The following is a 23,100-nucleotide window of genomic DNA, read 5'->3' on the forward strand; positions in this document are numbered from 1 at the left end:
CATCCGGCTACGCTCATGATCGAATCCCGCTCACTGCGCATCATTCCCGGCGACATCGCCGCCGAGCAGCAGGCCGACGAGGCGCGCAGCCGCGCGTTCGACTACGCGGGCCTCGCGCGGCGCGCGCGCCTGCAGCGTCTTGCCGTGCGTTCACAGATCGCCGGTAACGAACAGGTTAAGGACGAAAACAATGACCACGGCCGCCCCCGCCTGTTCGAGTCGCGCGATGACGAGGACAGCGATCAGTCCACCGAGGCCGGCGACCGGCTCACGGCCGGCCAGCGCGAAGCGGTGACGCAACGCGTCTCCGGAGCGACGTTGCCGGTCGTGGACGCGCTCTTTCGCACCCAGGGCCAGTTCCTCGAACTGGCGACCTCGCTCGCGACCGAGGTCACCGCCTTCTGCGCCAATCCGGCGATCGGCAACGCCGGCAACTGGGAGGTGCAGATCCCGCTCGACCCGGCCGTGCTGCCGGACACCACGCTGTATCTGTCGCTTTCGTGTTTCGTGCTTTCGCTTCGGTTCGATACGTCGAGCGCTGAAACAAAGCAGTTACTGTTGAATCACAGCGCCATGCTCGAACGTGAAATCGATTCGCTGTTGAAGGCATGGGGCGCGCCGCGCGAAATCGAATTGACGGTCTGGTAAGCCCGGCTGCTTCGACGTGTCCGCGCAAGCGCACCAATTCCACTTCTCACGCCACCGCATGGGTTATCCGATCGCTGAAATGCCGGGGAATGTCGAACGCGTCGACAGGCAGCCGGATACGTGCGCGCGGCAGGACGATGCACCCGCGCCACGCATCCCGGCTCACGCTGCGCCCTCGGGGCGCCTGCCGCTGCGCGCGATTTCGCCCGTCGCTGCGCGCACGTCACGGCTCGTCTGCGATGCGCGCACGGCCTGGGCCTTGCAACGCGTGCCGGGAATCGACGCATGGCAGGCGGCGCTGCGCGATGGGTCGACTGATGGGTCCACTGAAGGCTACGCCCCTTCTGGTGAGGCCTACCGTCAGCCAGGCATGCTCGAACTCGTGCATCCGGCAGGCTCCATCTACGTGACGTTCGATCTGGCCGAGCATCCTTCGCTCGAGATTGCCGCATGGCCCGCGGAAAGCAGCGTGCCCGCGTCGTCGGATGCACAACGCGCACTGCGCGCCGCCGTCGCCGGCCTGTTGCTCGAACCGCTGCTGCAACGGCTGGCAGCGCTCGGGCTCACCGGCCTGCGGCTTGCACGGCTGCTGCGCGGCTCGGGTCAACCCATCACCCGAGGCGACGCCGCGCCGTTCGCCCTGTCGTTCACGCTCGAAGGACGCCGCTACGCCGCCGACGTCACACTTGGCGCCACGGTGCTGAGCGCACTGGAAGACCGGCCCGCAGCGCAATCGGGCGAATTCGTTCGCGCCGCTCTGCTACATGCAGCCTCCGCTGTTGCCGTTGCCACGGACGCACGCCTGCCGGACTGCCTGATTCCAGGGCGCGCGATCCTCGGCGCACGGCGGCTGCCGGTTCAAACACTGCGCGCGCTCATGCCCGGCGACGTGTTGCTGCGCTCGCTCGCGAGCAGCAGCCTGCCGCTTGCCGACGGCGCAGCGCAGTCCACCGCGGTCGCCGCGTGGGGCACGCCTGGCCTCATCCGATTGCACGCGCCCGTGGCAATCGAAGGGCAGATGCTTACCATCACCAAGGAGCCGACCATGACCGATGAACTGGACCCAGTTCGCCTCGACGATTCGCTCGCCCCCGATCAACCGGAGAATCCGATCGATATCGGCGAACTGGATCTGCCGGTTCAGTTCGAAGTCGATACGGTGGCGTTACCCTTATCGCAACTCTATGCGCTGCGGCCCGGCTACGTGCTGGAACTCCCAACGCCGGTGGCCGACGCGCAGCTGAAGCTCGTCACGCATGGCCAGACAATCGGCTATGGCGAACTAGTGACGGTCGGCGAACATCTCGGCGTACGAATCCTGCGAATGGCGCACGGCGATGGTCCAGTTCAGTGACGTAACCGGCTTACTGCTCGTCGTCATCGCGATCAGCCTCGTGCCGTTCGTCGCGATGGTCGTGACCTCGTACGCGAAAATCGTGGTCGTGCTCGGCTTGCTGCGCAATGCGCTCGGCGTGCAGCAGGTGCCGCCCAACATGGTGCTGAACGGCATCGCCATTCTGGTGTCGCTGTACGTGATGGCGCCGGTCGGCATGCGCGCCGCGCAATCGCTGCAAGGCCAGCCTATTGCCGGCCAGCCGACCCAGGCGCTGATTCAGGTGTTCGGTGCGGCACGCGAGCCGTTCCGCGAATTCCTAGAGAAGCACGCGAACGAGCGTGAAAAGCGCTTCTTTATCCGCTCGGCTAATGTCGTGTGGCCGAAGGAAGCGGCCAACAACCTGCATGAAAACGACCTGATCGTGCTGGCGCCCGCCTTCACGCTGAGCGAGCTCACCGACGCGTTCAAGATCGGCTTCCTGCTGTATATCGCGTTTATCGTGATCGATCTGATCATCGCCAACGTGCTGCTTGCGATGGGCCTGAATCAGGTGACGCCGACCAACGTCGCAATACCGTTCAAGCTGCTGCTGTTTGTCGTGATGGACGGCTGGTCGACGCTGATCCACGGTCTCGTCATGACCTACCGGTAGCGGCCGGCACGACACGCGAGGATTGAGTTCATGGATATCGACACACTGGTTCGTTTCACCACGCAGGGCATGCTGCTGTGCATGTTCGTTTCGCTGCCGATCGTGATCGTCGCCGCCGTGGTGGGGCTCGCGGTCTCGTTCCTGCAGGCGATCACCTCGATGCAGGACCAGACGCTGTCGCACGGCGTCAAGCTGATTTCCGTGACGGTGGCGATCGTGATCGCCGCACCGTTTTCGGCGGCGGCGATCCTTCACTTCGCCAACGAAGTCATGCAGGCCGCGGTGCCGCAATGACCCGCATCTCGCAACCGTCGCAAGCGGAAACGGCGCACCTCGACCGGTCGCATGAGGCCGGGCGATCCGGCAACGAGAGCGAAATCGCGCGGCACGCCGCGCTCTATCGCAGCACGACCCGCTTTGCGTATGCGGCCAAGCCGCAGGGTAACCAGCGCGGGTCGCTGCGCACCCGCAAGCTCGCACAGTTGCAGGCGAAACGGCGGCGTGCGGCTGCTTTGCGCCGCAGCCGGATGAGCGGCAGCGGCGGCGTGGACGACGACGGCGACGACGAAGGCGGCGCACACGAAGAGAGCCGTCGCGTCACCCGCGACGGTGGCGGTGGAGGTGGTGGCGGTGGCGATCACGGCGGCCAATCGCACGACGGACAGCACGACGGCGAAGGCGCTGTGCCGCCCGCCATCCGGATGCGGCCAGGCGAGCCCGCGCCGCCGCTTGAACCGGGCGCCTTGCAGACACTCGCGGCCACCTGTTCGAACGATGCGGAGAAAACGGCCGCGGTACGCGGCGGCTTGTGCGACGGACTGCTGGACGTGCGTGACGGGATGGCGGCCCATCCGGACGCCGCGTTCGACGCGCGCCTCTATGAACTGTCGGCCGACGCGCGTGCCGCCCTGCGTCACGGCACGCCGAAATCCGTCAATCCTGCCGAATTGCGCGAGTTGATGATCGCCAGCAGTCGCCGCCGGGGTGGCTCCGAAAACGCGGCGCGCGGAACGGCGGGTACGCCGCCCTCCTCTGCGCACGCGAGCAACGCCGACGCGGGCACGGCTCAACCGCAGTTAAGCCGCGTGCAGCGCCTCAATCTTCTCGGGTACCTGTTCCTGTTGAACGCGCAAAGCCCATTGCCGCCGTCGCAGCGCGACCGCTCGATCAATACGCTGAGTTCGCTGCGAGCCGGCGCGCTCGCGCGCGGCAAGCGGCCTCGCTGAGCACGCCCGCGTCAGCGCTGCATCAGGTTGCCTGGGCGACGTTGCATGAGTGCGCCGGATCTGACCCTCGCCGCACAAATTCGCATGGATGCTATCGGCTTCGCATTGTGCGCGGGCTTGCCGCATCGACCGTCTAGAGTGAGCGCGTGAAGGCATGCGCGGCATGACCGTGCACCGCAGCCGTTCGACCAACCCAACCGCCACATGACGAAACTGCTTCGAATTCTGACTGGCGTGCATGCAGGCGCGGAATTGCGTCTGAGTGCGGGTGCGCATCGGATCGGCGCGGACGACGACGCCGACATCCGCATCTCCGACTGGCGCGGCCCCGACCTGACGCTGACGGTGGACGACAGCGGCGTGGTCAGCGCGCGGTCAGTCACGCCGGAACCGGCGACGGTGGCGGCCGAAGAGCTTGCGCCTGCGTTGAGCGCGGACGGCGGCGCGGCGGCGGGCACGCCGTCACCGGACACGGACACGCCTGCCGCGGCGGATGCATCGGCGGCACCCGACACCAGCACCGTGCTGCTCGTCGACTACGTGCCGATGCAGTTCGGCGACACGGTGATCTGCATCGGCTGGCCGGATACCGCATGGCCGAGCGACCTCGACCTGCTGTCGACGCTGCTCATCAAGCCCGCCCAGGCGCGCCGCGAAGCGGAACGCACGCGGCAGCGCAAGCTGGTCGGCATCGTGCTCGGCTGCGCGATGCTAGGGGCGGTGATCGTGATCGGCTCGGTGCTGATGACGACCATGGTCAGCCGCGCGGCGCTGCCGCACGATGCGGGCGCGCTCGCGCAAAAGGTCAACACCGCGCTCGCCGCGGCGCATATGAACGAATTGCACGCGCAGGCGCTCGGCTCGAGCGTCACCGTGACCGGCATGGTCGCCACGCCCGACGACGACGCGACCGTGCGCAAGCTGCTCGCGCGCGTGTCGTCGGTGTCGATCCTGCGTCACTACGATATCGCGCAGAACGATACGCGCAACATCGAGGATTCGCTCGGCATGCAGGGCGTGCATGTGGTGTACACGGGCCACGGCGCGTTCGACGTGACGGGCAAAACCGCCAGACCGGCCGACGTCGAAGCGGCGCTCACGCGCCTGCGCCGCGACCTCAGCGACAACGTCAAAGCGCTGCGCATGCGGGTCGTGCAATCGGAGGAAGGCGCGCCGCTGCCACCTTCATTCTCGGAACTGATGTCCTCGGACGACGTGCGTTATGCGGAAACCCCGGACGGCGTGAAGCATATCTACGTCACGCCGGAAACGCCCGCCTCCGCGGCGGCCGACGCCGCCGGCGGCGACACCCTGGCGAGCGCCGACCCGGCCGCCGCGCAACAGAGCGCCACTGTCAAATCAGGCGCCGCGACCGGCGTCATGCAGCCGGCCGATGGCCCCGCCCCTGCTTCCGCCGCGGCATTCGTGCCGTTGCCGGCGAAGTGAAACCCTGAAGAGGATGGAAATGTACGAACCACTCGAAACCTGTGCCGCCGATTTCAACGATCTGCAAAAGACGCTCGCCGATCCGGCGGGCGGTCCGCGCCTCGCCGCCATTCGCACGGCACTCGAGGCCACCGCGAAGAACCTCAGCGAAGCGTCCGGCGCGACCGAAGTCGACCGCAACAATCTGGCGAAGCTGTATCGCGGCATGCTCGCCGCCAGCCGGATCGTGGCGCATCTGCAGGACAAGGGCGGCGCGGCCTGAACGCGCTCGCCACCGGCACGCTTGCCGGGTACCGAGCTGGTTTTGCACGCCGTGGCGTTCGCGCCGATGTGCAGGACGGCAAACTTTTTATCTGAACCGAGGAGGTTTATATGGCTTTGAGCGGAGCAGCAATGGGTGCGATGGACGGCATGACGGCCCAGGGGATTGCAACCACCCTGGACGCGGCCAAGGATCAGCAGCAACTGTCCGAGGCCGGTGCGGTCGGCAACATCATGAAGACGCTGGGCAGCAACCTGAGCTCGGCGTCCCAGCACCAGGGCTGACGGCGTACACGCGCCATCTCGCGGCAGGCCGCGCGGCGATTTGCGCCGATGTGTGCCTGCCGCCCTTCGCAATACCGGACGGTGTGCCCGTTTCGCGCATACCGTCCGCTCTTTTTTCTTCGGGTGGCCCTCGCGGCCTGATTCTTCTGGACACCGCCGTTGGACACCACCGACAGTTCCGAGCGCTATGTGCAACTGGTGCGCGATCTCTGCAACACGGTCGGGCTCGCCGATGCCGAGCACGTGTTGCACACGCGCTCGATCGAAGTCGAAGGCTTCGACGTTCAGCTCGAACACTTCGACAACGATCTGGAGGCGCTCTACGCGAACTTCCACTACGGCACAGTGACCGCCGGCCGCACGCTGACCGTGTTCCGGCTGATGCTCGAAGCGAATCTGCTGATCTACGCGCAGGACCAGGCACAGCTCGGTCTGGACACCGATACGGGCGGCATCGTGCTGGTGCTGCGCGTGCCGATGACCTACGACGTGGACGGCGAAGTGCTCGCCGATCTGCTCGCGCATTACGCGGAGCATGGACGGTACTGGCGGCAGAACATCATCGAATCGACCGATGAGATGTTCGAGGGCGTCGCCGCGGGCGACTATGTGTGGCTACGCGCGTGAAGCGGCACGACACGCGGCGCGCCTCGTGAGAACAGCCGGCAGCCGCTGCGCGTTGCGCGGCGGCTCGTGCATCGAGGTTTCCGCGCGGATCAGACCTTGCGCGACGCCTCCTCCGTAGCTTCGGCGGCCTTGCTCATGACTTTGGCGAAATTTTCCGCGCTCTTTTCCAACAGGTTCATCGCGCCGTTATTCACTTCCTGGAGCGCTCCCATGAACCGCTGACGCTGCATTTGCCGTTGCAACGGGTCAGCGCCCGGCCCTTGAAATTGCGGTCCTGGCGGCACGTTATCCGCACGGGGGCCGTTCGACATACCGGGTTTCTGGCCGGAGCCGGACAGCACCTGAGCACCCTGCGTAAGCAGCGCCTTGGCGGACGTGCGGAATGAACTGGCGGTGCGCGGCTTCTGCACGTCCTGCAGCGCGTCCAGCGCGCCGCCTTTGGCCAGTTTCGAAGGCTTGACGCCCGCGACTCCCGCACCGGCCGCCGGCGTCTCGCCGCTTGTCGATGTACCACCGACCAACGGGCCGTTGATCTTCGTCATTGCGCTAACCTCTCGATTGGAAACCGCTCCGTCGGCGCAAAGCCCACTGCTCGCGCCCCGGTGCGTCATTTATAGCGAAGCGCCGTCACTCGCGCCGCCCTGCACGCGAAGCAGGAGCGCGCCAGCCGAAGGTCATTGGCCCGCATCCGATGGTGCATTGCGCCATAAGCCGCGCGCCGCCCCTCATCCGCCATGCAGGCCGCGCCCGCAGCCGTACATTCGCCGCTACGCATGCCGCTTCGCCAAACAGCGCGGGAACACGCGGAACGTCCCACACAATCGTCGCCATTACCGCGTGCGGAGTCGTTCGATGTCCCTGTTCCGTCCTCCTGAATTGATCGAGTCCAGCGAACTGCTTCTGCGGCCGCCCGAGCCACGCGACGCGCAAGCGCTCTTCGACGAAATGCTCGGCGATATCGAGACGACCCGCTATCTGGGCTTTCGCTGCCACGCCACGCCGGACGAGACACTGACCTTCATCGAGGACGCACAACGGGGCTGGCAGGACGGCACGCTGATCCGCTGGGTCCTGGAAGACAAGGCCAGCGGCCGCCTTACCGCACTGATCGAATTACGCCCGCGGCCGCCGCGCGCCGAACTGGGTGTCGTGATCAGCCGACGCGGCGGCGCACGCCGGCGGCGCGCGGGACTCTACGCGCTGCGCAAACTGCTCAAATGGCTGCTGGCGCAGCCGCCGATCTTTCGCATCTACGCGTACTGCGCCGTGGACGGCGACGCGCACAGCAGCATGGAGCGGCTCGGCTTCACGCTCGAAGCGAAGCTGATCAATCACGAATGCCGCCCGAACCTCGGGCTGCTCGCCGGCGACAGCTATCTGTACGCGATGACGCGCCCATTGGTCCCGCAGCCCGTGACCGCGGCGGCCGCGTGGCTGACCGAGCACGTCGACTGGGAGCCGGCCTGACCCGGCGAGTGCGGGCGAGGTGCGAGGCCCAGCGTGAGGTTTTGACAAAAGCTTCCTTGCTCATCCGCGCGACACGCCATAAGCTTTCGGCAATTCATCGCACGGCCCTCGCGCCGCGGCGGCGAACCCGCCCATGTCGAAGCCCCGGCCGGCGTGACGCGACCGCGTCCTGTGCGGGCGCCGCTCGTCGTACCGATCCGCCCATCCCTGCTGGAGACCCACGATGTCGCTAACGCGACCTACGGAGCCGGTCATTGCCTTCGGCCGTTACCGCCTGTCGCAGAACCCGCCGCGCCTCACCGCCGACGGCGTGCCTGTCGAAATCAGCGCACGCGCCCTTGAGCTGCTGTTCGCGCTCGTCGAAGCCGAGGGGCGGCCGGTGCCGCTCGCCGAACTCGGCCAGCGCGCATGGCCGCGTGTGAACGTCGAAGCCAATACGGTGCAGGCCCAGGTCTCCACGCTGCGGCGCGCACTGGGTAACGACCGCGATCTGGTGACGACCGTGCCGGGCTACGGTTACCGCTTCGCCGGACGCGCACACCTGCTCGATGCTGAAGACGCCGCGTCCGGTGCAAGCGGGCTGCCGCCCACCGGCGCGCTCGCTTCGGCACACGCACTGCCCGAGCCGGCCGCGCTGCGCATTCCGGTACGTCTTACCTCGTTCATTGGTCGGCACGCCGAACTATCGGAACTGCTTGGACTGCTTTCCACCTCCCGCGTCGTGACACTCACTGGCGCGCCGGGGCTCGGCAAGACTCGCCTTGCGCATGAAGCCGCGCGGCGGCTGGCCGCGCATGTGCCGGACGGCGTCGTCGCGATTGCCCTGCCGCCGCACATGCAGGCGGACAGCCTGATCGATGCCTGCGCGCTCGCCCTGCGCATCGCGCCGGAGCACGGCACCGACGTGTTCGAGCGCCTGCTCGAAGCGATCGGCACGCGCCGCATGCTGCTGATCGTCGATTGCAGCGAGCCGCTCAGGGAGCCCGCGGCTCATCTGCTCAACACGCTCATTGCCGCCGCGCCGGGGTTGCGGGTGATCGTCACGGGCACCGCCCCGCTGCTCATCGCCAGCGAATATCTCGTGGCGCTTGGACCGCTACGCATACCTGATCATGTCAAGGTCAGCGCCCACGAAGCACGCGAATACGACGCGCTGCGCCTGCTGTTCGCTCGTCTCACGCTGCTGCTCACCGGGCAGGAGCAACGCGCGGCGCGCCCGCGCACGCCGCTGGCCGTGCGGCCGCTCGCCGATTTCGACGCCGGACACCTCACGCCGAATACGCTGACGATGGCCGCGCTGATCGCGCGGCGGCTCGACGGTGTGCCGCTCGCGCTCGAACTGGCGGCCGCGGCAATCGACCGGCGCATGCGCACGGTCATGTCGCTCGATGCGGTGTTGTTCTCGTTCGCACGCGAGCTCGACGACCTGATGGCACGGGGCGGCGGCACGCCCAATCAGCCGCTGTCACGGCTCGCGCCGGTCAGCGAGGGGCTTCAGTTGCACACGGCCGGCGTGCCCGAGGCGACGCGCGCGCTGCTCTGGCGCCTGGGCATTTTCAGCGGCGAATTTACCCGCTGCTCGGCAGTCCGCATGCTGGCCGAACTCGCCCCGCGGCAGGAAGGCGGCGACGCGAACGCCTCGCAAACCGACCTCGGCTTCGAGGCGTCGCTCGACGATCTGCTCGACGCCGGGCTCGTCGAGCAGATCGAAGGCGACGGTGTCGTCACGCTGCGGCTGCCGCGCGCGGTGCAGCTGGCCGCGCGCGAGATGCTCATGCAAAGCGGCGAGTGGGACCCGGCCGCCGCCGCGCTGGCGCAGTCGCTCGCGCCGCGGCTCGCCGCGCGCCGCACTCAGGGGGACCGGCGGCCCGGCAACGTGCTGGATCGCATCGATATCGACGATCTGCGCGCGGCACTCGACTGGTCGTTGCACAACGACCGCTTCGAGACGGCGATTGCGCTGCTCGAATCTTCCATCACGCTGTGGCGGGCGCTGTCGCTCACCCGCGACTATTTGCGCACGATCCGCGCCGCGCTGGAGCGCGTGGAGCTCAGCACGCCGCGCCGCATTCGCGACGACATGCGCCCGCGCGTCGCGCTCGCGCATGCGCTGCCCCTGACCCAGGCGCCGCTCGACGAGGTGACGCACGCGTGGCAGGCCGCCTATGAGCTCGCCAATGCCTGCGCCGACAACACGTACCGTCAGCACGCGCTGATCGGTCTGATCGTGTGTTCAGTAAAGGCCGGTGAACTCGAACGCGCGATGGACCTGCAAGCCTCCTACGACCGCATCGCCCAAGCCAACTGGACAGCCTCGCAGCGCGCCGGCACATCGTAGCGTGCGGCTTCGCGTTTCAGGCCATGGGTTCGCCTGCGGCCGCTTCCCTCCAACTCGCCTGTCACATTCGACGGACATAGTGCAAGCCGGTCCCACGCTGCCGCGCTGCCATGTCCGATCGCAACCGGATCAACCTCCCTGCCTCGCCGGGCTTCGTCGAAGGCGCGCCCGACGCGCATAATGCCGCGCAGCCACCCGGCACGGCGCCCGCGCATCATGTGAATGCGCCGCAGCCGGCGGTGCCCCATGGGGTGCTGGCGCGGCTCAAGTCGTCGCTGTCGCGCTCGGCCGATACGTTCCGCGCGCGCCGCTTCGATCGCAGCACGCTCGCCAATCAGCACAGTTCGCACGGCCGAACCTCAGGGCCGGAGAACTACAGGAGCGGCAGCAAGCGCTATGCGCCGGAGGAGCCGGCGAGGCAAGCGCGCGTCGCCGGGGCGGCGCTCGAGATGACGGAGCGGATGGTGTCCGAGGCCATCGGACGAACCGTCGCGCCCGTGCCGGCGGCGGCCCACGCTTCGCCGGCTGTGCAAGCCCAGCCGGCCCAGTCCGCGCCACTCGATTCAGTCACCACCCGCGAGGCGCTGCTCACCTATGTGCAGCGGGAATTCAGTTGTCCGCAGGACCGCCTGCTCGACGTCAGCACGTTCGCGTCGCGGCTCTACCATCTCACGCCGCCCGACGCCAACACGCACGCGGCAGCAGCCACTGCCGCCACGCGCGGCGCGCTGCTGGCGCAGGCCATCCGGCAGACAGGCATCACGGACGTGCAACACGCGCACATGGCGCTGGAACGCGTCGGCATGCTCGACTTCAACGCGCCGCACACCGCCCATAGCGCGAGCGACCCCGACCGTGAGGCGTGGCAGGTCGCGCGGCTGCTGTCGCGTTCGAGCGAGGGCTTCCAGACGCTCGACGCGCTGCGCACATCCGTGATGCAGCCGTTCACCGGCGACAGTCACCGGCTCGCCGTCAAGGTCCTGCTGGAGAGCGCCGATGCGCTCGACCCGACGCCGCCGGGCATGCCGCATCCGCCGGGACAGGATCGCGCGCCCGGCACGATCGCGCAGCAGGCGGGGCTCGGCAACGGTCCGCTGACGGCGGATGAGCCCGGGCCGAACGCGCTGGCGAGGCGCGCGTTCGATGCCGCCGCCACGCTCCTCGAACACGGCCGCGATGCGCTGACGCCGGACCAGCGCGGCGCGTTTTTTGCGTGGCGCCAGTCGTTTGCCGAAGACGGCCGGCATAGCGACCTGTCGCAGGCCCGCGAGCGTTTGAACAAGTTCTCCGCGAAGACCATCGGCCGGGTCGGCGAAAACCGCTTCAGGACGCTGTTGCCGCGCATGTTTCGCGGCAAGCACAAATCGCCGCTGTCTGCGCTGCGCTTCGGCACCCAAGGCGTGCCGCGCAAGACGGTCGCTGAAGAACGCGCGGCGCTGCAAAAAGGCCTGCGCGACGCGCGCGCAACGTTCGAGCAGAGTCCCGCGCTGCAACCCGCGGCGGCACTCGAACATGCGCGGCCGGAACGATCGCTGGTCGAGCTTGCCGCGCTGCATACGTGGCTCGAACGCGGCGGCTTTCCGAACGAGCGGATGGACGAGGACGCGATTGTCGCGACCGCGCAGCGCGCGCAGCAGATGTGCGCGGGGCTGCGGGACGGCGACGTGTCTTCGCCGCAAACCCTCGCCCGCGTGCAGCAGGCCACCGCGCGCTGGAGTGCGATGACGCCGCAGCAGCTCGCGAAGACCAAGCCGTTCAGCGCGATCGCCAAACGGCCGTTCACGGTCGAGCGCCTCGCGCTGTGGGGCAAGGTCGCACGCGTGCCCGACGATGCCCCCTTCTGGGACTCCATCAGCGCGCTGCGCCCGCTTGCTCAACCCGCCGCGCCGGCGCACGCCGCCGACAACCCCGACGACGTGCGCGGGACGCTGAAGGAAGTGATCGAGGATCTGCCGTCGGGCGCGCGCTTGCGGCTCACGGATGGCAGCCGCCAGGGCATCAGCACGCGCGGCCTGAATGCGACGCTGATGCAGGCTCACGGCATTCCGGTTTCGCCGCGCCTCGATCTGCGCGCCTCGCGCACGCGTGAGGCCGTGGTCGAGGTGAGCCGTGCCACGCATGGCGTCGAGATGTTCGTCGGCACAGCGGAGAGCTCGCTGCATCACGTGGGTGCGGGGCTGATGGTCGGCTACGACATCGAAGCCGGGATCACCAACGTGCGCGCGGGGCTCGTCACCAATGTGATTCTGCATTCGCGCGAACTGACCAGGCCGCGTGGCGTGTCGTTGCGCGTCGCACGCCGCGTCAAGGCCGACGGTTCCGGCTACGACGACAAGGCGATGCGCGCGAAGCTCAACGAGATCGTCGACCACGTATTCGACGAAGCCACCGCGGCCCATGGCGACGGCTCGAACGGCGTGTGGAACCGTCTCGCGGAGCGATTCTTCGACGACCCCGATGTGTCGATCAGCTGGACCGACGGGCAAAGCAGCAACACACGCCGCGGTGTGACGGTAGATGCAACCGCGACGGTCAAGGTGCCGGGCCTCAGCAGCAAGACCCACGGCGGGTTGTCGGCGCGAGTGGGTCCCGCGCTCGGCGTGGGATGGGAAAAATCGCGCCAGACAGTCGATTCCGCCGAGCGCACCGGCCGCGTCCAGGTCGAACAGCATCGTGTGGGGTTCGGCAACCTCTGGCAGTTGCGCGGCGGCATCGCGCCCGGGTTCTCGCACGCGCTCGATTCGGCCGGCTCAAAGAGCGTGGGCCTCTTTTCGGTCGACACGCCGGCCGCCACCATGACGCTCAAGGACCGCAACCGCTCCGCCAAGCTGCAGCTGGTCCGCGAAGACGGCAAGCTGAACTACCGCGCCTGCGTGCTCGACGTCGAGTTTCTCGATGCACGGATGTACACGCGCGCCGTCGATGCGGCGCGCCCCGAACTGATCGACCTGTTCGCGGCCAAGGTCATCGCACAGCGCGAGCGAGAGAGTGCGCAGACCAATGCGGGAGGCGCGCCGCCCGCGCCGCTGGAGGATCCGCGGGTGCTCGCCGGCCAGCGCATCGACCAGCATCTGGCGACAGTGCGCAAGAACCGGCGGCCCAATCTGACCTACATGTACCGCTACCGCCTGCATCGCGACGCGGCGCTGCGGCTCGACGCCAATGCGGCCCTGCTCGCGCAATCGGGCAACGATCCGCACGTGAAGGAAACGGTCGAGGCGCGCAATGCGGAGATACTCGGCGCGCCCTCTTCCTGGATGCCGATCGAGCTGAAGGTCAAGGAACGCAACACCGTGACGCGCAGCTTCGGGCCGAACATGATGGTTCAGTTCAGCACGCGAACCAGCGCGACGGGCGACCGCGAAATCGTGACAGAGAGCGTGCCGTTCGACGTGCTCGAGGAACTGGATGAACGCGGGGCCTAGCGTGCGGGCGTGCCGTTTGCTAGCGGCTCGTTATGCGAGCGATGCGGTGCGATATCTGTCGACGCCTACGCGAACCTGTCCGCCGGTTCACGAAGTTTTCCGTTTGCCAAGCGCCGTGCGGATTGCCTACTATCAGACGGTCGATCACTCCCAGCCGGTACTCACAGTGCAGCGAAAGTCGATCAGAACCGCTTCCCTCAGCTTCAGCTACGTGCTCGCCGTCGCCGCGTCAGCGGCGCCCGCACCCGACTATGCGGACATGGCCTGCCAGGGCGAGGCCCAATCCGCCCAGGCCATTGCTCAAGACCGCGACGCAGGTGTGTCGAAGGAAAACGAGTTGCGCAAAATCCTGCTGCAGAGCCAGCAGATGCCCTACGAAACAGGCATGCGCGCGCGGGCCGAGTTGCCGCGCTTCGTCGAAGGACTCTACGGCAAGTACGCGAACGTGCCGGCCGCGCAGGTCTATCCGAAGTATCTCGCCTACTGTCGCCAGCAGGTGGCCAAGGGGCGCGTGCAGTAGCGCCGTCGCGAGGCTACCGGCGCGCCATCACTTCTTTCATGGCGGCTACATCGTCGCGATCAGGATCGCCTGATTGCGTCTCGGCTGCTTTCTTCTTCATGGCGGCCGTGGCGCTGCCGGCAGGCTTGGCGGGATCGGTCGCCAGGCGGGTCTCGATCTTGCGCACGACGACGTTCTGAATCGCCGCCGTCGCTTCGCTGCGCCGCATGCCGAGATCGCGCAACAGGTCGTACGCGGTGCGCAGATCAGGGTCGCCTTTGATCGAGGCCGACAACGCCTTCTCCTTGTCGCGCAACGAGGCCCCCGGCCGATGCACCGTGCGATGCAATTCTTCGAGGTTGTTCAAGCCGCGCGCGGCGAACTGGTCCACGTGATAGTCGACCACGTTCAGCGCATGCGCCGCGACCTGATCGCCGAGCTCACCCTTCTTTTCCAGCGACTTCTGCTCGTTGATGATGCTGCCCGGGAAAATCTTGCCGAACACTTTGGCGCCGGCGTCGACTCTTGCGTTGTCCCGCATGGAGGCATGGATGCCGTCCAGCGCTTCGTCGGGTATGTCGTCAGGTATGTCGCCGGGCTGCAGATTCAGGCGGCGCCGCAGAAAATCGTTGTTGATCTCCTGCTGCTTGCTGTCGCGGATACGCTGCTTGACGCCGCGCACGCCCTTACCGACATCCAGCGCGTTCGCCATGCCGATGCCGAGTCCGGCCTGCTTGGTCGCAATCGCCGGGGCGCTGGCCGCGGCCGCGGCGAGACCATGCGTACCGGCCACCAGCAGCGCGGCCGACGTCACGCCCAAGGTGTTGCGCCCCAGTTCATACAGGGCGCGGTTGTGACGCTTGCCCGCCACTTCGTCCTTGATGTAGGCGGTCAGCAGGACATTTTTCGCGTGGGCGATTTCGTCCGCGTACTTGGGGTTGTCGCTCGCCGCGAGCTTCGCGACCTTGGGGAGATCGTAGGTCAGTTGCCCCTTCTTGTCTCGCGTGAGAATCAGCGTTTCCTGATTCGGATTGTCCTTGAAGCGCTGCACATCCTGCGCCAGCATGGACGAAAGCTGCCTCCCGTAGCGCTCGCGCTTCCTTCCCGACGCAAACAATGCGTGCCCGTTGAATCCGCCCGCCACCACTTCGTGCGCGCCGCCTACCGAGATTCCGGTGATCGCCAGATCGGTGGCCTGGTCGCCGTGCGAGCTTGCGGCGAATGCATTGAACAGGTTGCCGTACGGCCGGATACCGTTGACTTCTACCGCGGTGAAACCTGGTTTGCTCCGATCGAACGCCTGGCCCGGCTGAGACTTCGTCGATGGGACGATGAAACCTGGGCCGTTGCTGACCTTGGGCGTTTTGGCGGCCTGCGCTAGCGATGCGTGGTCGATGTGGGGAACGTCCTTGAACAGGTCGTCGTGATTGTCCGGCGTGAACGACAGCGGTGCGAACGCGGCGCTCTTCGACGAGGCGGACGAAGGCGGCTGTCGTGTTCCGGATGACAGTCGCCTCGCGCCGAGCGGAAGAAATCTGCTGAGGGGGTTGCCGGAGCCGCCGCCCGCTTTCGCCGTGCTCGTCGATGCGGTGGTTTTGGTACCGCTGATGGAAGCTGACGCCTGCTTCTTCGTGTCCGGCGTGAACTTCACCTGCGGCTTGACGGATGGCTTCGCACTGGCAGGCGTCGTGACGCCAAAGCGGCTCCCGGTTTGCGGCAACGGCTTGATCGCTTCGAAGTGCCCACCCTGGTCCCACACCACCACACGATGACTCGGCACGCTGCCCGGCGCTCTGGAACCGTTGCCCTCATACACGCCAAGTTGCGTGGCCGGATGTGCGGCTTCGATGCCGGCCTGAACCACGCCCACCGCCATGTCCACGTTGTGCCGTTGATTGACCATTGAGATCAGTTCGGCGGCGTGGCCGCCGTGCTCGCCGTCGAGCAGCAGCATATTGCCCTTCTCGTCGGGATGGTTCTGGTTGAACTGCTGGCGGATTTCATTCACTTCGCGGTCGAGGGCCGGACCTTTCAATGAGGGCGCCGCATGCTGCACCAGTGCATAGATGGCGCAGTTGTTGCCACGGCCGGGATTGGGCACGACCTGCAGCCCGTGGCCCGTCAGGAAGCCGCGGAATTGTGCGTTGGGTTCGGCGAACGCCGCGTATTGCTGCATGCGATTGCCGGAGGACACCTGGGCGATGTGGCCGGTCTGGCCTGTGCCGGATGCGTTCGTGGTCGCGGCGGTTGTCGATGACGATGTGCCCTGGTTGGCGCCCTGGTTTGTCCCGTGAGTGGGCAGTGTGAAGCCCAGCACGTCGAATGCGTGCTTTTGCGACGACGCTGTGGTGTTTCCGTTGCCGCTTACCGGTGGTGTCCCGGAGCCGTTGGCGTCGCGCTTGAGATCGTTCAACGGGATACTGGACGTACTTTTCAGCGCGGTTGGCTTGTGCTTTCCGATGGAATCCTTATTACCTTCGTTCGGATCTGACGTGTTGGAGGTGGAATTTCGGAGGACGGTGGAGATTCTTGAAAACATCGAACGACTCCGGAAGTGCGAGGTGCCGGTTGACGTGCCAAGCCAAGGCTTGCGGATCGTTCAGGGTAGCCGCGTGGGAATTGGGGCGATATGGTGGGGCGAAGTGATTGCCTGAATGGCGAAGCTGTCCGGTAATCGGATGCAGAAAATCAAGCGGCAAAATTTAGTGCGCCGATGCCAATCGGTCAAAATTTAATTCACTCGTAAGGAGGGTGAAATTACCGGGAAAGTTTGCTACTCTTTTAGGACTTTAATAAACCCGTGCATTTTCTCGCCATGCACAAAAACCATCGTCGAGCCGCTGATTTAGCCGCGAAGAAACAACAATCACGGCGCGTTATGCAAAACGAATTGCATTGAAAAAGAACGATGCCCGTCAGGCTTCAGAGTCCGGTTCCACTCCAACTTAATGTGCCACATGAATAGGCCAATCCTTTTCGGCATGTTTCGATGAACTGAGTGGTGAACGCGAACCATGAGATCGAAACACAGCTGACGCGCCGCACAATGACATTTGCAATCCTTATTACTTTTGGTCCGTGATCCGCAATCAGGCGCGAACGCCATCGAGCGGCACACACTGACGAAGCACACCTACTGGTGTTGAGCCTGGAGCGCCGCACTGCCGCGGTCTTCCGTCTATGCCGGGTGCAGACCCGGCTGAAAGCCAACCAATCGAGGAACATCTTATGAAACAACTGTCAGTCCTGTTGCTGCTCGGAGCCAGCGCCTTCGCACTCGCGCAGCAAAGACCGGTCGTGTATCCGGCGAAGGGCCAGAGCCCGCAGCAGCAACAACAAGACGAAGGCTCCTGCTACAGCTGGGCCAAGCAAAACACCGGCATCGATCCGGCGGCCGTCGCCAATGCGCCGCCGCCTGCGCAGGCGCAAAACGGTCAACGTGTCCGGGGCGCGGCCGGTGGTGCGGCGATGGGTGCCGCAGCCGGCGCGATTGGCGGCGACGCCGGTAAAGGCGCGGCAATCGGTGCGGTTGCCGGCACCATGGCCGGTGGCGTCGCTCACCGCCAGCAGGAGCGCGCGGCGGCGGCGCAGAATTCTCAGGTTCAAGCCAGCCAGCAGCAGGCGCTCGCCACGTACAACCGGGCGTGGAGCGCCTGCATGACCGGGCGTGGTTATACGGTGCAGTGATCCGAAGCGTTTCTGCCGGAATACGGCCTCGAGTTCGGTGCGATTGCCGCGCTCGAGGTCTACGCACGTACACAAACAACCTTCTCACGGAGTCAGACGATGCCGTTTCAGCCGAAGCGTACAGCAGCACTGGTAGCCGCCGCATGGCTTGCGCTGCTGCCACCTGTTCTTGAAGCGGCGGTACCCGCTTCCACGCATTCGGCGACTTCATTGACCTGGCCTCGCAATTTCGATGCAGTGAGCCAGCACGTCGAGCTGTACCAGCCCGAAATCGAGAAGTGGGAAGGCAATCGCATCGAGGGGCGCAGCGCGGTGGCGATCGGCGCGAAAGACAGCACGCCGACCTATGGCGTCGTGCATTTTTCCGCCGTCGCCGATATCGACAAGCCGTCCGGATTGGTCCAGCTGAGTCAGATCACTTTCGACAGCGTGGACGTGCCGACGAAACCCGCGGCCGCGGACCAGGTTCGCGCCGCGCTCATCGCGCGCGTGCCGGCCAATGGTCTGACCGTGCCGCTCGACGAGTTACAGGCCAGCTACGCCGTGTCGCAGCAATTGGCGAAGTCCATGCAGGTGGAAGTGAAGAACGACGTGCCGCAGATTCTCTTTGCGAGCACGCCAAGCCTGCTCGTGCTCGTGGACGGCGAACCCGTCTGGCACGAAGTCGGCAACGCCGGCTATGAGCGCGCGCTCAACACACGGGCGTTACTGCTGCGCGCGCACGACGGTCCGCTCTATTTGCAAGCGGCCGGCTACTGGTACCAGGCGGACGCATCGGGCGCGAACTGGAAGGTGCTGGCTACGCCACCGCAGGCACTGCTTGACGCCGCGAAGAAAGCAGCTGCCAGCGGCAAACCGGATCCGATGTTGCCCGGCAATGGGAAGAAGGCGGCACAGGCACCCGCCATCGTCCTCGCGACCCGGCCGACCGAATTGATTGTGACGAGCGGGAACCCGCAGATGGTGCCGGTGGGAGGCAGCAGCCTGCTATCGGTGTCGAATGCGGATCACGCCGTGTTCGTCGATCCGGCCTCCAATACCTATTACGTGCTGCTCTCCGGGCGCTGGTTCAGCGCGACGCAATTGACCGGGCCATGGCAATACGTGCCGGCCGCGAGCCTGCCGGCCGACTTCGCAAAGATCTCGCCTCAGGACCCCAAGGCCAACGTGCTGGTCTCGGTGCCGGGCACGGCGCAGGCCAAGGAAGCCGCGATTGCCGCGACCATCCCGCAGACCGCGGCCGTGTCGCGCGCCAAGGCAACGCTCAGTGTCACCTATGACGGCGCGCCACGCTTTACTCCGGTCACGGGCACGTCGCTCCAGTACGCGGTCAATACCGGCACGCCGGTGATCGAAGTCGACAGCAGCCACTACTACGCCGTGGGCAACGGGGTCTGGTTCACGGCATCGTCGCCAGGCGGTGTCTGGCACGTCGCCACTGAAGTACCCGGCGTGATCTACACGATTCCGGCCAGTTCGCCGATCTACTACGTGACCTACGTGCGCGTCTATTCCGTCACGCCGGACACCGTGGTGGTCGGCTACACGCCAGGCTATATGGGCGTGATGGTGAGTCCGGACGGCACGGTCGTGTATGGCACAGGTTATGTCTACCCGGCTTATGTGGGCACGGAATACTACGGTTATCCCGCGACCTATGGATATGGCGCGGGCTTCGCGATGAGCGCTGAAGAAGGCTTCGCGTTCGGCTTCGCGATGGGTGCGTTCTGGGGCGCGGCCACGCCGTACTGGGGGCCGTACTGGTGGGGCGGGCCGTATAACTGGAACTACGTCAACGTCAATCAGGCCAACTTCTACGGACGATGGGGCCAGGGCACCGTGACGCACGCCTCTGGCTGGAACGCGTGGACGGGCACACAGTGGAGCGGCACGGCCGCGTCGGGATTCAACCCGGCCACGGGTGCGCACTATCAGGGCAGCCGCGGCGCGGCGTTCAACCCGTACTCAGGCAACTATGCGGCGGGTCGTCAGGGATCCTTCTCGAATCCGTCGACGGGAAGCGCCGGCGCGGCGCGAGGCGGCATCGCCGGCAATCAGTACAACGGCAATTATGCGGCGGGACGTCAGGTGGCCGGCTACAACGCGCAGACTGGCCGCGTCGGATTTGCCGAAGCCGGTGTTGCGGGCAATACGCAGACGGGACAGGCTACCGGAGGCAGCAAGGGCATCGTGACCAATCGCAGCCAGGGTAATGCGGTGGCCTGGAATAACGGCGATGTATATGTCGGTCATGACGGCAACGTGTACCAGCATGACCAGGGTGGCGGCTGGCAGCAGCACACGTCCAATGGCTGGCAGCCGGTGCAGCCGAACAACAACATCGGCGGTCAGCTCGATCAGCAGCGCGAGGCCCGGTCGGTTGGACAGCAACGGTTCAACCAGACGGCGCAGCAGTGGCAAGGCAGAGGCGCGGGCGGTTTCCGTGCGGGCGGTGGTGGATTCCATGGATTCCGGCGCTGAGGCTGGTCGACCATCTTCTAATCGACAACTTTTCCTGTCCGCCCCGCCGCACCCTGCATCCGTTTCCCCCAGTGCTCCGTATATAGCGTCAAAGCACGCTACGGAGCCGGCATGCCCTTCCCTGCCGCCATTGCTATCGCCTTTGCAGCGCTGATTGCGTCCTTCGCCGCAGTCTGGCTGGTCCAGTTGCGCACGCGCAATGCCGGGATGATCGATCCCGTCTGGGCGGCGACGCTGGGCACCGTCGCGGTCTTTGCCGCGGCCGTAGCGGCCGGCGATCCGGTCAATCGCCTCTTCGTCGCCGCGTGCGGCGGGCTCTGGGGATGGCGGCTCGGCCTGCATCTCTGGCGCCGCAACGCCGGCCATGACGAGGATTACCGTTACCGCGCGCTGCGCGATCAATGGGGCGCAGCGGCGCCGCAGCGGATGCTCGGCTTCTTCCTGCTACAGGCGGCGGTCTCGGTGCTGCTGTCGCTGGCGTTCTTCGTCCCGGCCTACCAGGCCGCGCCGCCCACCCGGATCGCCATCGCTCTCGCGCTCGTGATCTGGCTCGCCTCGGTGACGGGCGAGGCCGCCGCCGACCGTCAATTGCGCCGCTTCCTCGCCAGGCCCGAACGGACCGGCCGCGTATGCGACGAGGGCTGGTGGCGCTACTCACGCCATCCCAACTATTTCTTCGAGTGCCTGCATTGGTGCGCCTATGCCGCCTGGTCGCTCGGGCGTCCGTGGGGCTGGGTCACGCTGGCGCCGCCGCTGCTGATGGGCTGGCTGCTGCTGCGCGTCTCCGGCATTCCGCTGCTCGAAGCCCATTTGCTGGAGAGCCGTGCCGGCTATCGGGACTACATGAGCCGCACCAGCGCGCTGATTCCATGGCCGCCGCGGCGGCCGCCAGCCAACCCGACCATCGATTCGAGGGAGCCCGGTCCATGACTGTCGCCACCACCCAACCGCCTGCCGCACAGGGCGAGATCGAGCAGGACGGCTTCGCCCTGCGCTGCGCCGAGCACGGCTGGCTGCCGGACCCGCTGATTCGTGCCGGCATGCGGACGCTGCTGCGGCAACGGCTGCGCGACGAGCACGCGGATGACGGCGCCCGCCGCGCCGAAGCGTTCGAGACCATGCTCGCCGATCTGCGCGCCAGCCCCATCGCGATCGAAACGCAAGCGGCCAACGCACAGCACTACGAGCTGCCCGACGCGTTCTTCGCGGCCCACCTCGGACCGCGGCTCAAGTATTCGTGCTGCTACTACCCGCAAGGCGACGAAACGCTCGCCGCCGCCGAAGACGCGATGCTTGAGCTATATGCGCATCGCGCAGGTCTTGCCGATGGTCAGCGCATCCTCGATCTCGGCTGCGGCTGGGGCTCGCTGTCGCTATGGCTGGCCGCGCGCTATCCGCGCGCCAGCATCGTCGGCCTGTCGAATTCGCGTGGGCAGCGCGCGTTCATCGAACGGTGCGCTGCGCAGCGCGGCCTGACGAATCTGCGCATCGTGACCGGCAACGTCGTCGATTACGAGTTTCCTTCCGACATCGCCCCGTTCGATCGCGTGCTGTCCATCGAGATGTTCGAGCACATGAAGCACTACGGCTTGCTGCTCGCGAAGATTTCGCGCTGGCTGCACGACGACGGCCGGCTCTTCGTGCATCTGTTCGCGCACCGGCTGCTCGCGTATCACTTCACGGTGCGCGACGGCAGCGACTGGATGTCCCGCTATTTCTTCACGGGCGGCACGATGCCCTCGGCCGATCTGCTGCTGCGCTTTCAGGACGATCTGCGGGTCGTGCGCCAGTGGTGGGTCGACGGGACGCATTACGCGCGCACCGCCGATCAGTGGCTTGCGTCGCTCGACGCGGCGCGCGGCCGCGTCATGCCGGTTCTCGCCGAGACGTACGGTCCGCAGGCGCGCGTCTGGTTTCAGCGCTGGCGGATGTTCTACATGGCGGTGGCCGAACTGTTCGGCTACGCCGGCGGCCAGGAATGGGGCGTTGCGCATTACCTGTTCGACAAACGGTCGGAGCGCGCATGAGGACCACGCTGCCCGCGCGCGCCGTTACCCGCGTCGCCCTTTCGCTGACGCTGGCGGGCACCTTGTTGGTCGCGGGCTGCGGCAATGACGTCCCAAATCCCAATCCACGCGCCGCCGCGCCGCTGGTCACCGTGCCAGTCGACCTGCCGCGCTATATGGGCCGCTGGTACGTGATTGCCAACATCCCGTACTTCGCCGAGCGCGACTTCGTCGGCAGCCGGGCCGAATGGTCGCTGCGTGCCGATGGACGGATCGACGATGCGTTCGTCGGCCGCAAGGGCGGCTTCGACCAGCCGGAGCGCCGCTATGGCTTCGTCGACACGGTCGTGTCCGGCAGCGGCGGCGGCACCTGGCGGGTCCGGCTCTTCTGGCCGGTGTATGTGACGCAGCTGACGCTCTATGTCGATCCCGATTACCGCTACACGCTGCTCGGCTATCCCGGCAAGACGCTCGGCTGGGTCTTCTCGCGCGAACCGGTAATGGACGACGCGACCTACCGTTCGCTGCTGGCCCGCCTCGATGAGATGGGCTACGACACGAGCCGGTTTCGCCGCGTGCCGCAACGGCCTGATGAAATCGGTCTTCCCGGCTTCGCGTCTCCAGGCCGTTAGCCATGACGCCCCGCTCTCCCTGCATCCATTCGCACGCGGCGCGCGTATCGGTGTTTATGCGGTTTTTTATCAATAAGCAGGCGC

At 66.4% G+C, this 23,100-nt stretch carries 20 protein-coding genes; 18 read left to right on the forward strand and 2 right to left on the reverse strand.

Annotated features, from left to right (window positions below):
* Nucleotides 1–15 precede the first annotated feature (15 nt).
* The 9 genes from sctP to A6V37_RS12575 all read left to right on the forward strand — a co-directional run bounded on the left by sctP (nucleotide 16) and on the right by A6V37_RS12575 (nucleotide 6,481).
* A complete protein-coding gene (sctP, locus tag A6V37_RS12540; protein WP_064266292.1) occupies nucleotides 16–648 on the forward strand; it encodes a type III secretion system protein SctP in 633 nt (210 codons plus the stop codon).
* A gap of 58 nt (nucleotides 649–706) precedes the next feature.
* Nucleotides 707–2,002, forward strand: a complete 1,296-nt coding sequence (gene sctQ / locus A6V37_RS12545; RefSeq protein WP_064266293.1) for a type III secretion system cytoplasmic ring protein SctQ — start codon at nucleotides 707–709, stop codon at nucleotides 2,000–2,002.
* Nucleotides 1,986–2,636 (forward strand): type III secretion system export apparatus subunit SctR, encoded by a 651-nt coding sequence (gene sctR / locus A6V37_RS12550; protein ID WP_064266294.1) that lies wholly within the window; start codon nucleotides 1,986–1,988, stop codon nucleotides 2,634–2,636. Before sctQ ends, sctR begins: the two co-directional genes overlap by 17 nt.
* 30 nt (nucleotides 2,637–2,666) lie before the next feature.
* Nucleotides 2,667–2,930: a type III secretion system export apparatus subunit SctS gene (gene sctS / locus A6V37_RS12555; RefSeq protein WP_064286034.1), complete on the forward strand. Its 264-nt coding sequence runs from the start codon at nucleotides 2,667–2,669 to the stop codon at nucleotides 2,928–2,930.
* On the forward strand, nucleotides 2,927–3,862 hold the full coding sequence (locus tag A6V37_RS12560) for a hypothetical protein (RefSeq protein WP_064286035.1): 936 nt from the start codon (nucleotides 2,927–2,929) through the stop codon (nucleotides 3,860–3,862). The genes sctS and A6V37_RS12560 overlap by 4 nt, the downstream gene beginning before the upstream one ends.
* A gap of 204 nt (nucleotides 3,863–4,066) precedes the next feature.
* Nucleotides 4,067–5,308, forward strand: a complete 1,242-nt coding sequence (locus A6V37_RS12565) for a hypothetical protein (RefSeq protein ID WP_064266297.1) — start codon at nucleotides 4,067–4,069, stop codon at nucleotides 5,306–5,308.
* A gap of 19 nt (nucleotides 5,309–5,327) precedes the next feature.
* A complete protein-coding gene (locus A6V37_RS12570) occupies nucleotides 5,328–5,570 on the forward strand; it encodes a hypothetical protein (protein WP_064266298.1) in 243 nt (80 codons plus the stop codon).
* Between the two features lie 110 nt (nucleotides 5,571–5,680).
* Nucleotides 5,681–5,854, forward strand: a complete 174-nt coding sequence (locus tag A6V37_RS41320; protein ID WP_165614409.1) for a hypothetical protein — start codon at nucleotides 5,681–5,683, stop codon at nucleotides 5,852–5,854.
* Nucleotides 5,855–6,013: 159 nt separating this feature from the next.
* Entirely contained in the window at nucleotides 6,014–6,481 is a 468-nt protein-coding gene (locus A6V37_RS12575) for a CesT family type III secretion system chaperone (protein ID WP_064266299.1), read from the forward strand.
* An 89-nt stretch (nucleotides 6,482–6,570) separates the two neighbouring features.
* Here A6V37_RS12575 and A6V37_RS12580 read toward each other — a convergent pair whose 3' ends face one another.
* On the reverse strand, nucleotides 6,571–7,023 hold the full coding sequence (locus A6V37_RS12580; RefSeq protein WP_064266300.1) for a hypothetical protein: 453 nt from the start codon (nucleotides 7,021–7,023) through the stop codon (nucleotides 6,571–6,573).
* 310 nt (nucleotides 7,024–7,333) lie between these two features.
* On the opposite strand from A6V37_RS12580, the gene A6V37_RS12585 reads away from it, so the two are divergent.
* From A6V37_RS12585 to A6V37_RS12600, 4 genes are all read left to right on the forward strand, one after another.
* A complete protein-coding gene (locus A6V37_RS12585) occupies nucleotides 7,334–7,948 on the forward strand; it encodes a GNAT family N-acetyltransferase (RefSeq protein WP_064266301.1) in 615 nt (204 codons plus the stop codon).
* A gap of 223 nt (nucleotides 7,949–8,171) precedes the next feature.
* The gene (locus tag A6V37_RS12590; RefSeq protein ID WP_064286036.1) at nucleotides 8,172–10,286 is read left to right on the forward strand and encodes a winged helix-turn-helix domain-containing protein; all 2,115 of its coding nucleotides are present in this window, start codon (nucleotides 8,172–8,174) and stop codon (nucleotides 10,284–10,286) included.
* A 110-nt stretch (nucleotides 10,287–10,396) separates the two neighbouring features.
* Nucleotides 10,397–13,711, forward strand: a complete 3,315-nt coding sequence (locus A6V37_RS12595; RefSeq protein WP_064286037.1) for a hypothetical protein — start codon at nucleotides 10,397–10,399, stop codon at nucleotides 13,709–13,711.
* Nucleotides 13,695–14,231: a hypothetical protein gene (locus tag A6V37_RS12600; RefSeq protein ID WP_064266304.1), complete on the forward strand. Its 537-nt coding sequence runs from the start codon at nucleotides 13,695–13,697 to the stop codon at nucleotides 14,229–14,231. Before A6V37_RS12595 ends, A6V37_RS12600 begins: the two co-directional genes overlap by 17 nt.
* 13 nt (nucleotides 14,232–14,244) lie before the next feature.
* Here the strand turns inward: A6V37_RS12600 and A6V37_RS12605 are convergent, their stop codons facing one another.
* The gene (locus tag A6V37_RS12605; protein ID WP_064286038.1) at nucleotides 14,245–16,623 is read right to left on the reverse strand and encodes a hypothetical protein; all 2,379 of its coding nucleotides are present in this window, start codon (nucleotides 16,621–16,623) and stop codon (nucleotides 14,245–14,247) included.
* 815 nt (nucleotides 16,624–17,438) lie between these two features.
* On the opposite strand from A6V37_RS12605, the gene A6V37_RS12610 reads away from it, so the two are divergent.
* The 5 genes from A6V37_RS12610 (at nucleotide 17,439) to A6V37_RS12630 (ending at nucleotide 23,016) form a co-directional block, all read left to right on the forward strand.
* Nucleotides 17,439–17,897 (forward strand): YMGG-like glycine zipper-containing protein, encoded by a 459-nt coding sequence (locus tag A6V37_RS12610; RefSeq protein WP_064266306.1) that lies wholly within the window; start codon nucleotides 17,439–17,441, stop codon nucleotides 17,895–17,897.
* A gap of 99 nt (nucleotides 17,898–17,996) precedes the next feature.
* Complete coding sequence (locus A6V37_RS12615; RefSeq protein ID WP_064266307.1) at nucleotides 17,997–20,378, forward strand: hypothetical protein; 2,382 nt, start codon at nucleotides 17,997–17,999, stop codon at nucleotides 20,376–20,378.
* A gap of 111 nt (nucleotides 20,379–20,489) precedes the next feature.
* Entirely contained in the window at nucleotides 20,490–21,308 is an 819-nt protein-coding gene (locus A6V37_RS12620; RefSeq protein WP_064266308.1) for a DUF1295 domain-containing protein, read from the forward strand.
* Nucleotides 21,305–22,405: an SAM-dependent methyltransferase gene (locus A6V37_RS12625; protein WP_064266309.1), complete on the forward strand. Its 1,101-nt coding sequence runs from the start codon at nucleotides 21,305–21,307 to the stop codon at nucleotides 22,403–22,405. The genes A6V37_RS12620 and A6V37_RS12625 overlap by 4 nt, the downstream gene beginning before the upstream one ends.
* A complete protein-coding gene (locus A6V37_RS12630) occupies nucleotides 22,402–23,016 on the forward strand; it encodes a lipocalin family protein (protein WP_064266310.1) in 615 nt (204 codons plus the stop codon). The genes A6V37_RS12625 and A6V37_RS12630 overlap by 4 nt, the downstream gene beginning before the upstream one ends.
* The last annotated feature ends 84 nt before the right edge of the window (nucleotides 23,017–23,100 follow it).

It is taken from the genome of Paraburkholderia ginsengiterrae (assembly GCF_001645125.1).
Lineage (GTDB): Bacteria > Pseudomonadota > Gammaproteobacteria > Burkholderiales > Burkholderiaceae > Paraburkholderia > Paraburkholderia ginsengiterrae.

Excerpts from the sequence above, each read along its gene's own strand:
- sctR (WP_064266294.1), top strand. The coding sequence starts at position 1,986 with ATGGTCCAGTTCAGTGACGTAACCGGCTTACTGCTCGTCGTCATCGCG.
- A6V37_RS12560 (WP_064286035.1), top strand. The coding sequence starts at position 2,927 with ATGACCCGCATCTCGCAACCGTCGCAAGCGGAAACGGCGCACCTCGAC.
- A6V37_RS12580 (WP_064266300.1), bottom strand. The coding sequence starts at position 7,023 with ATGACGAAGATCAACGGCCCGTTGGTCGGTGGTACATCGACAAGCGGC.
- A6V37_RS12620 (WP_064266308.1), top strand. The coding sequence starts at position 20,490 with ATGCCCTTCCCTGCCGCCATTGCTATCGCCTTTGCAGCGCTGATTGCG.
- A6V37_RS12585 (WP_064266301.1), top strand. The coding sequence starts at position 7,334 with ATGTCCCTGTTCCGTCCTCCTGAATTGATCGAGTCCAGCGAACTGCTT.
- A6V37_RS12630 (WP_064266310.1), top strand. The coding sequence starts at position 22,402 with ATGAGGACCACGCTGCCCGCGCGCGCCGTTACCCGCGTCGCCCTTTCG.
- A6V37_RS12625 (WP_064266309.1), top strand. The coding sequence starts at position 21,305 with ATGACTGTCGCCACCACCCAACCGCCTGCCGCACAGGGCGAGATCGAG.
- A6V37_RS12600 (WP_064266304.1), top strand. The coding sequence starts at position 13,695 with ATGAACGCGGGGCCTAGCGTGCGGGCGTGCCGTTTGCTAGCGGCTCGT.
- A6V37_RS41320 (WP_165614409.1), top strand. The coding sequence starts at position 5,681 with ATGGCTTTGAGCGGAGCAGCAATGGGTGCGATGGACGGCATGACGGCC.
- sctS (WP_064286034.1), top strand. The coding sequence starts at position 2,667 with ATGGATATCGACACACTGGTTCGTTTCACCACGCAGGGCATGCTGCTG.
- A6V37_RS12565 (WP_064266297.1), top strand. The coding sequence starts at position 4,067 with ATGACGAAACTGCTTCGAATTCTGACTGGCGTGCATGCAGGCGCGGAA.
- sctQ (WP_064266293.1), top strand. The coding sequence starts at position 707 with ATGGGTTATCCGATCGCTGAAATGCCGGGGAATGTCGAACGCGTCGAC.
- A6V37_RS12570 (WP_064266298.1), top strand. The coding sequence starts at position 5,328 with ATGTACGAACCACTCGAAACCTGTGCCGCCGATTTCAACGATCTGCAA.
- A6V37_RS12595 (WP_064286037.1), top strand. The coding sequence starts at position 10,397 with ATGTCCGATCGCAACCGGATCAACCTCCCTGCCTCGCCGGGCTTCGTC.
- A6V37_RS12610 (WP_064266306.1), top strand. The coding sequence starts at position 17,439 with ATGAAACAACTGTCAGTCCTGTTGCTGCTCGGAGCCAGCGCCTTCGCA.
- A6V37_RS12615 (WP_064266307.1), top strand. The coding sequence starts at position 17,997 with ATGCCGTTTCAGCCGAAGCGTACAGCAGCACTGGTAGCCGCCGCATGG.
- A6V37_RS12590 (WP_064286036.1), top strand. The coding sequence starts at position 8,172 with ATGTCGCTAACGCGACCTACGGAGCCGGTCATTGCCTTCGGCCGTTAC.
- sctP (WP_064266292.1), top strand. The coding sequence starts at position 16 with ATGATCGAATCCCGCTCACTGCGCATCATTCCCGGCGACATCGCCGCC.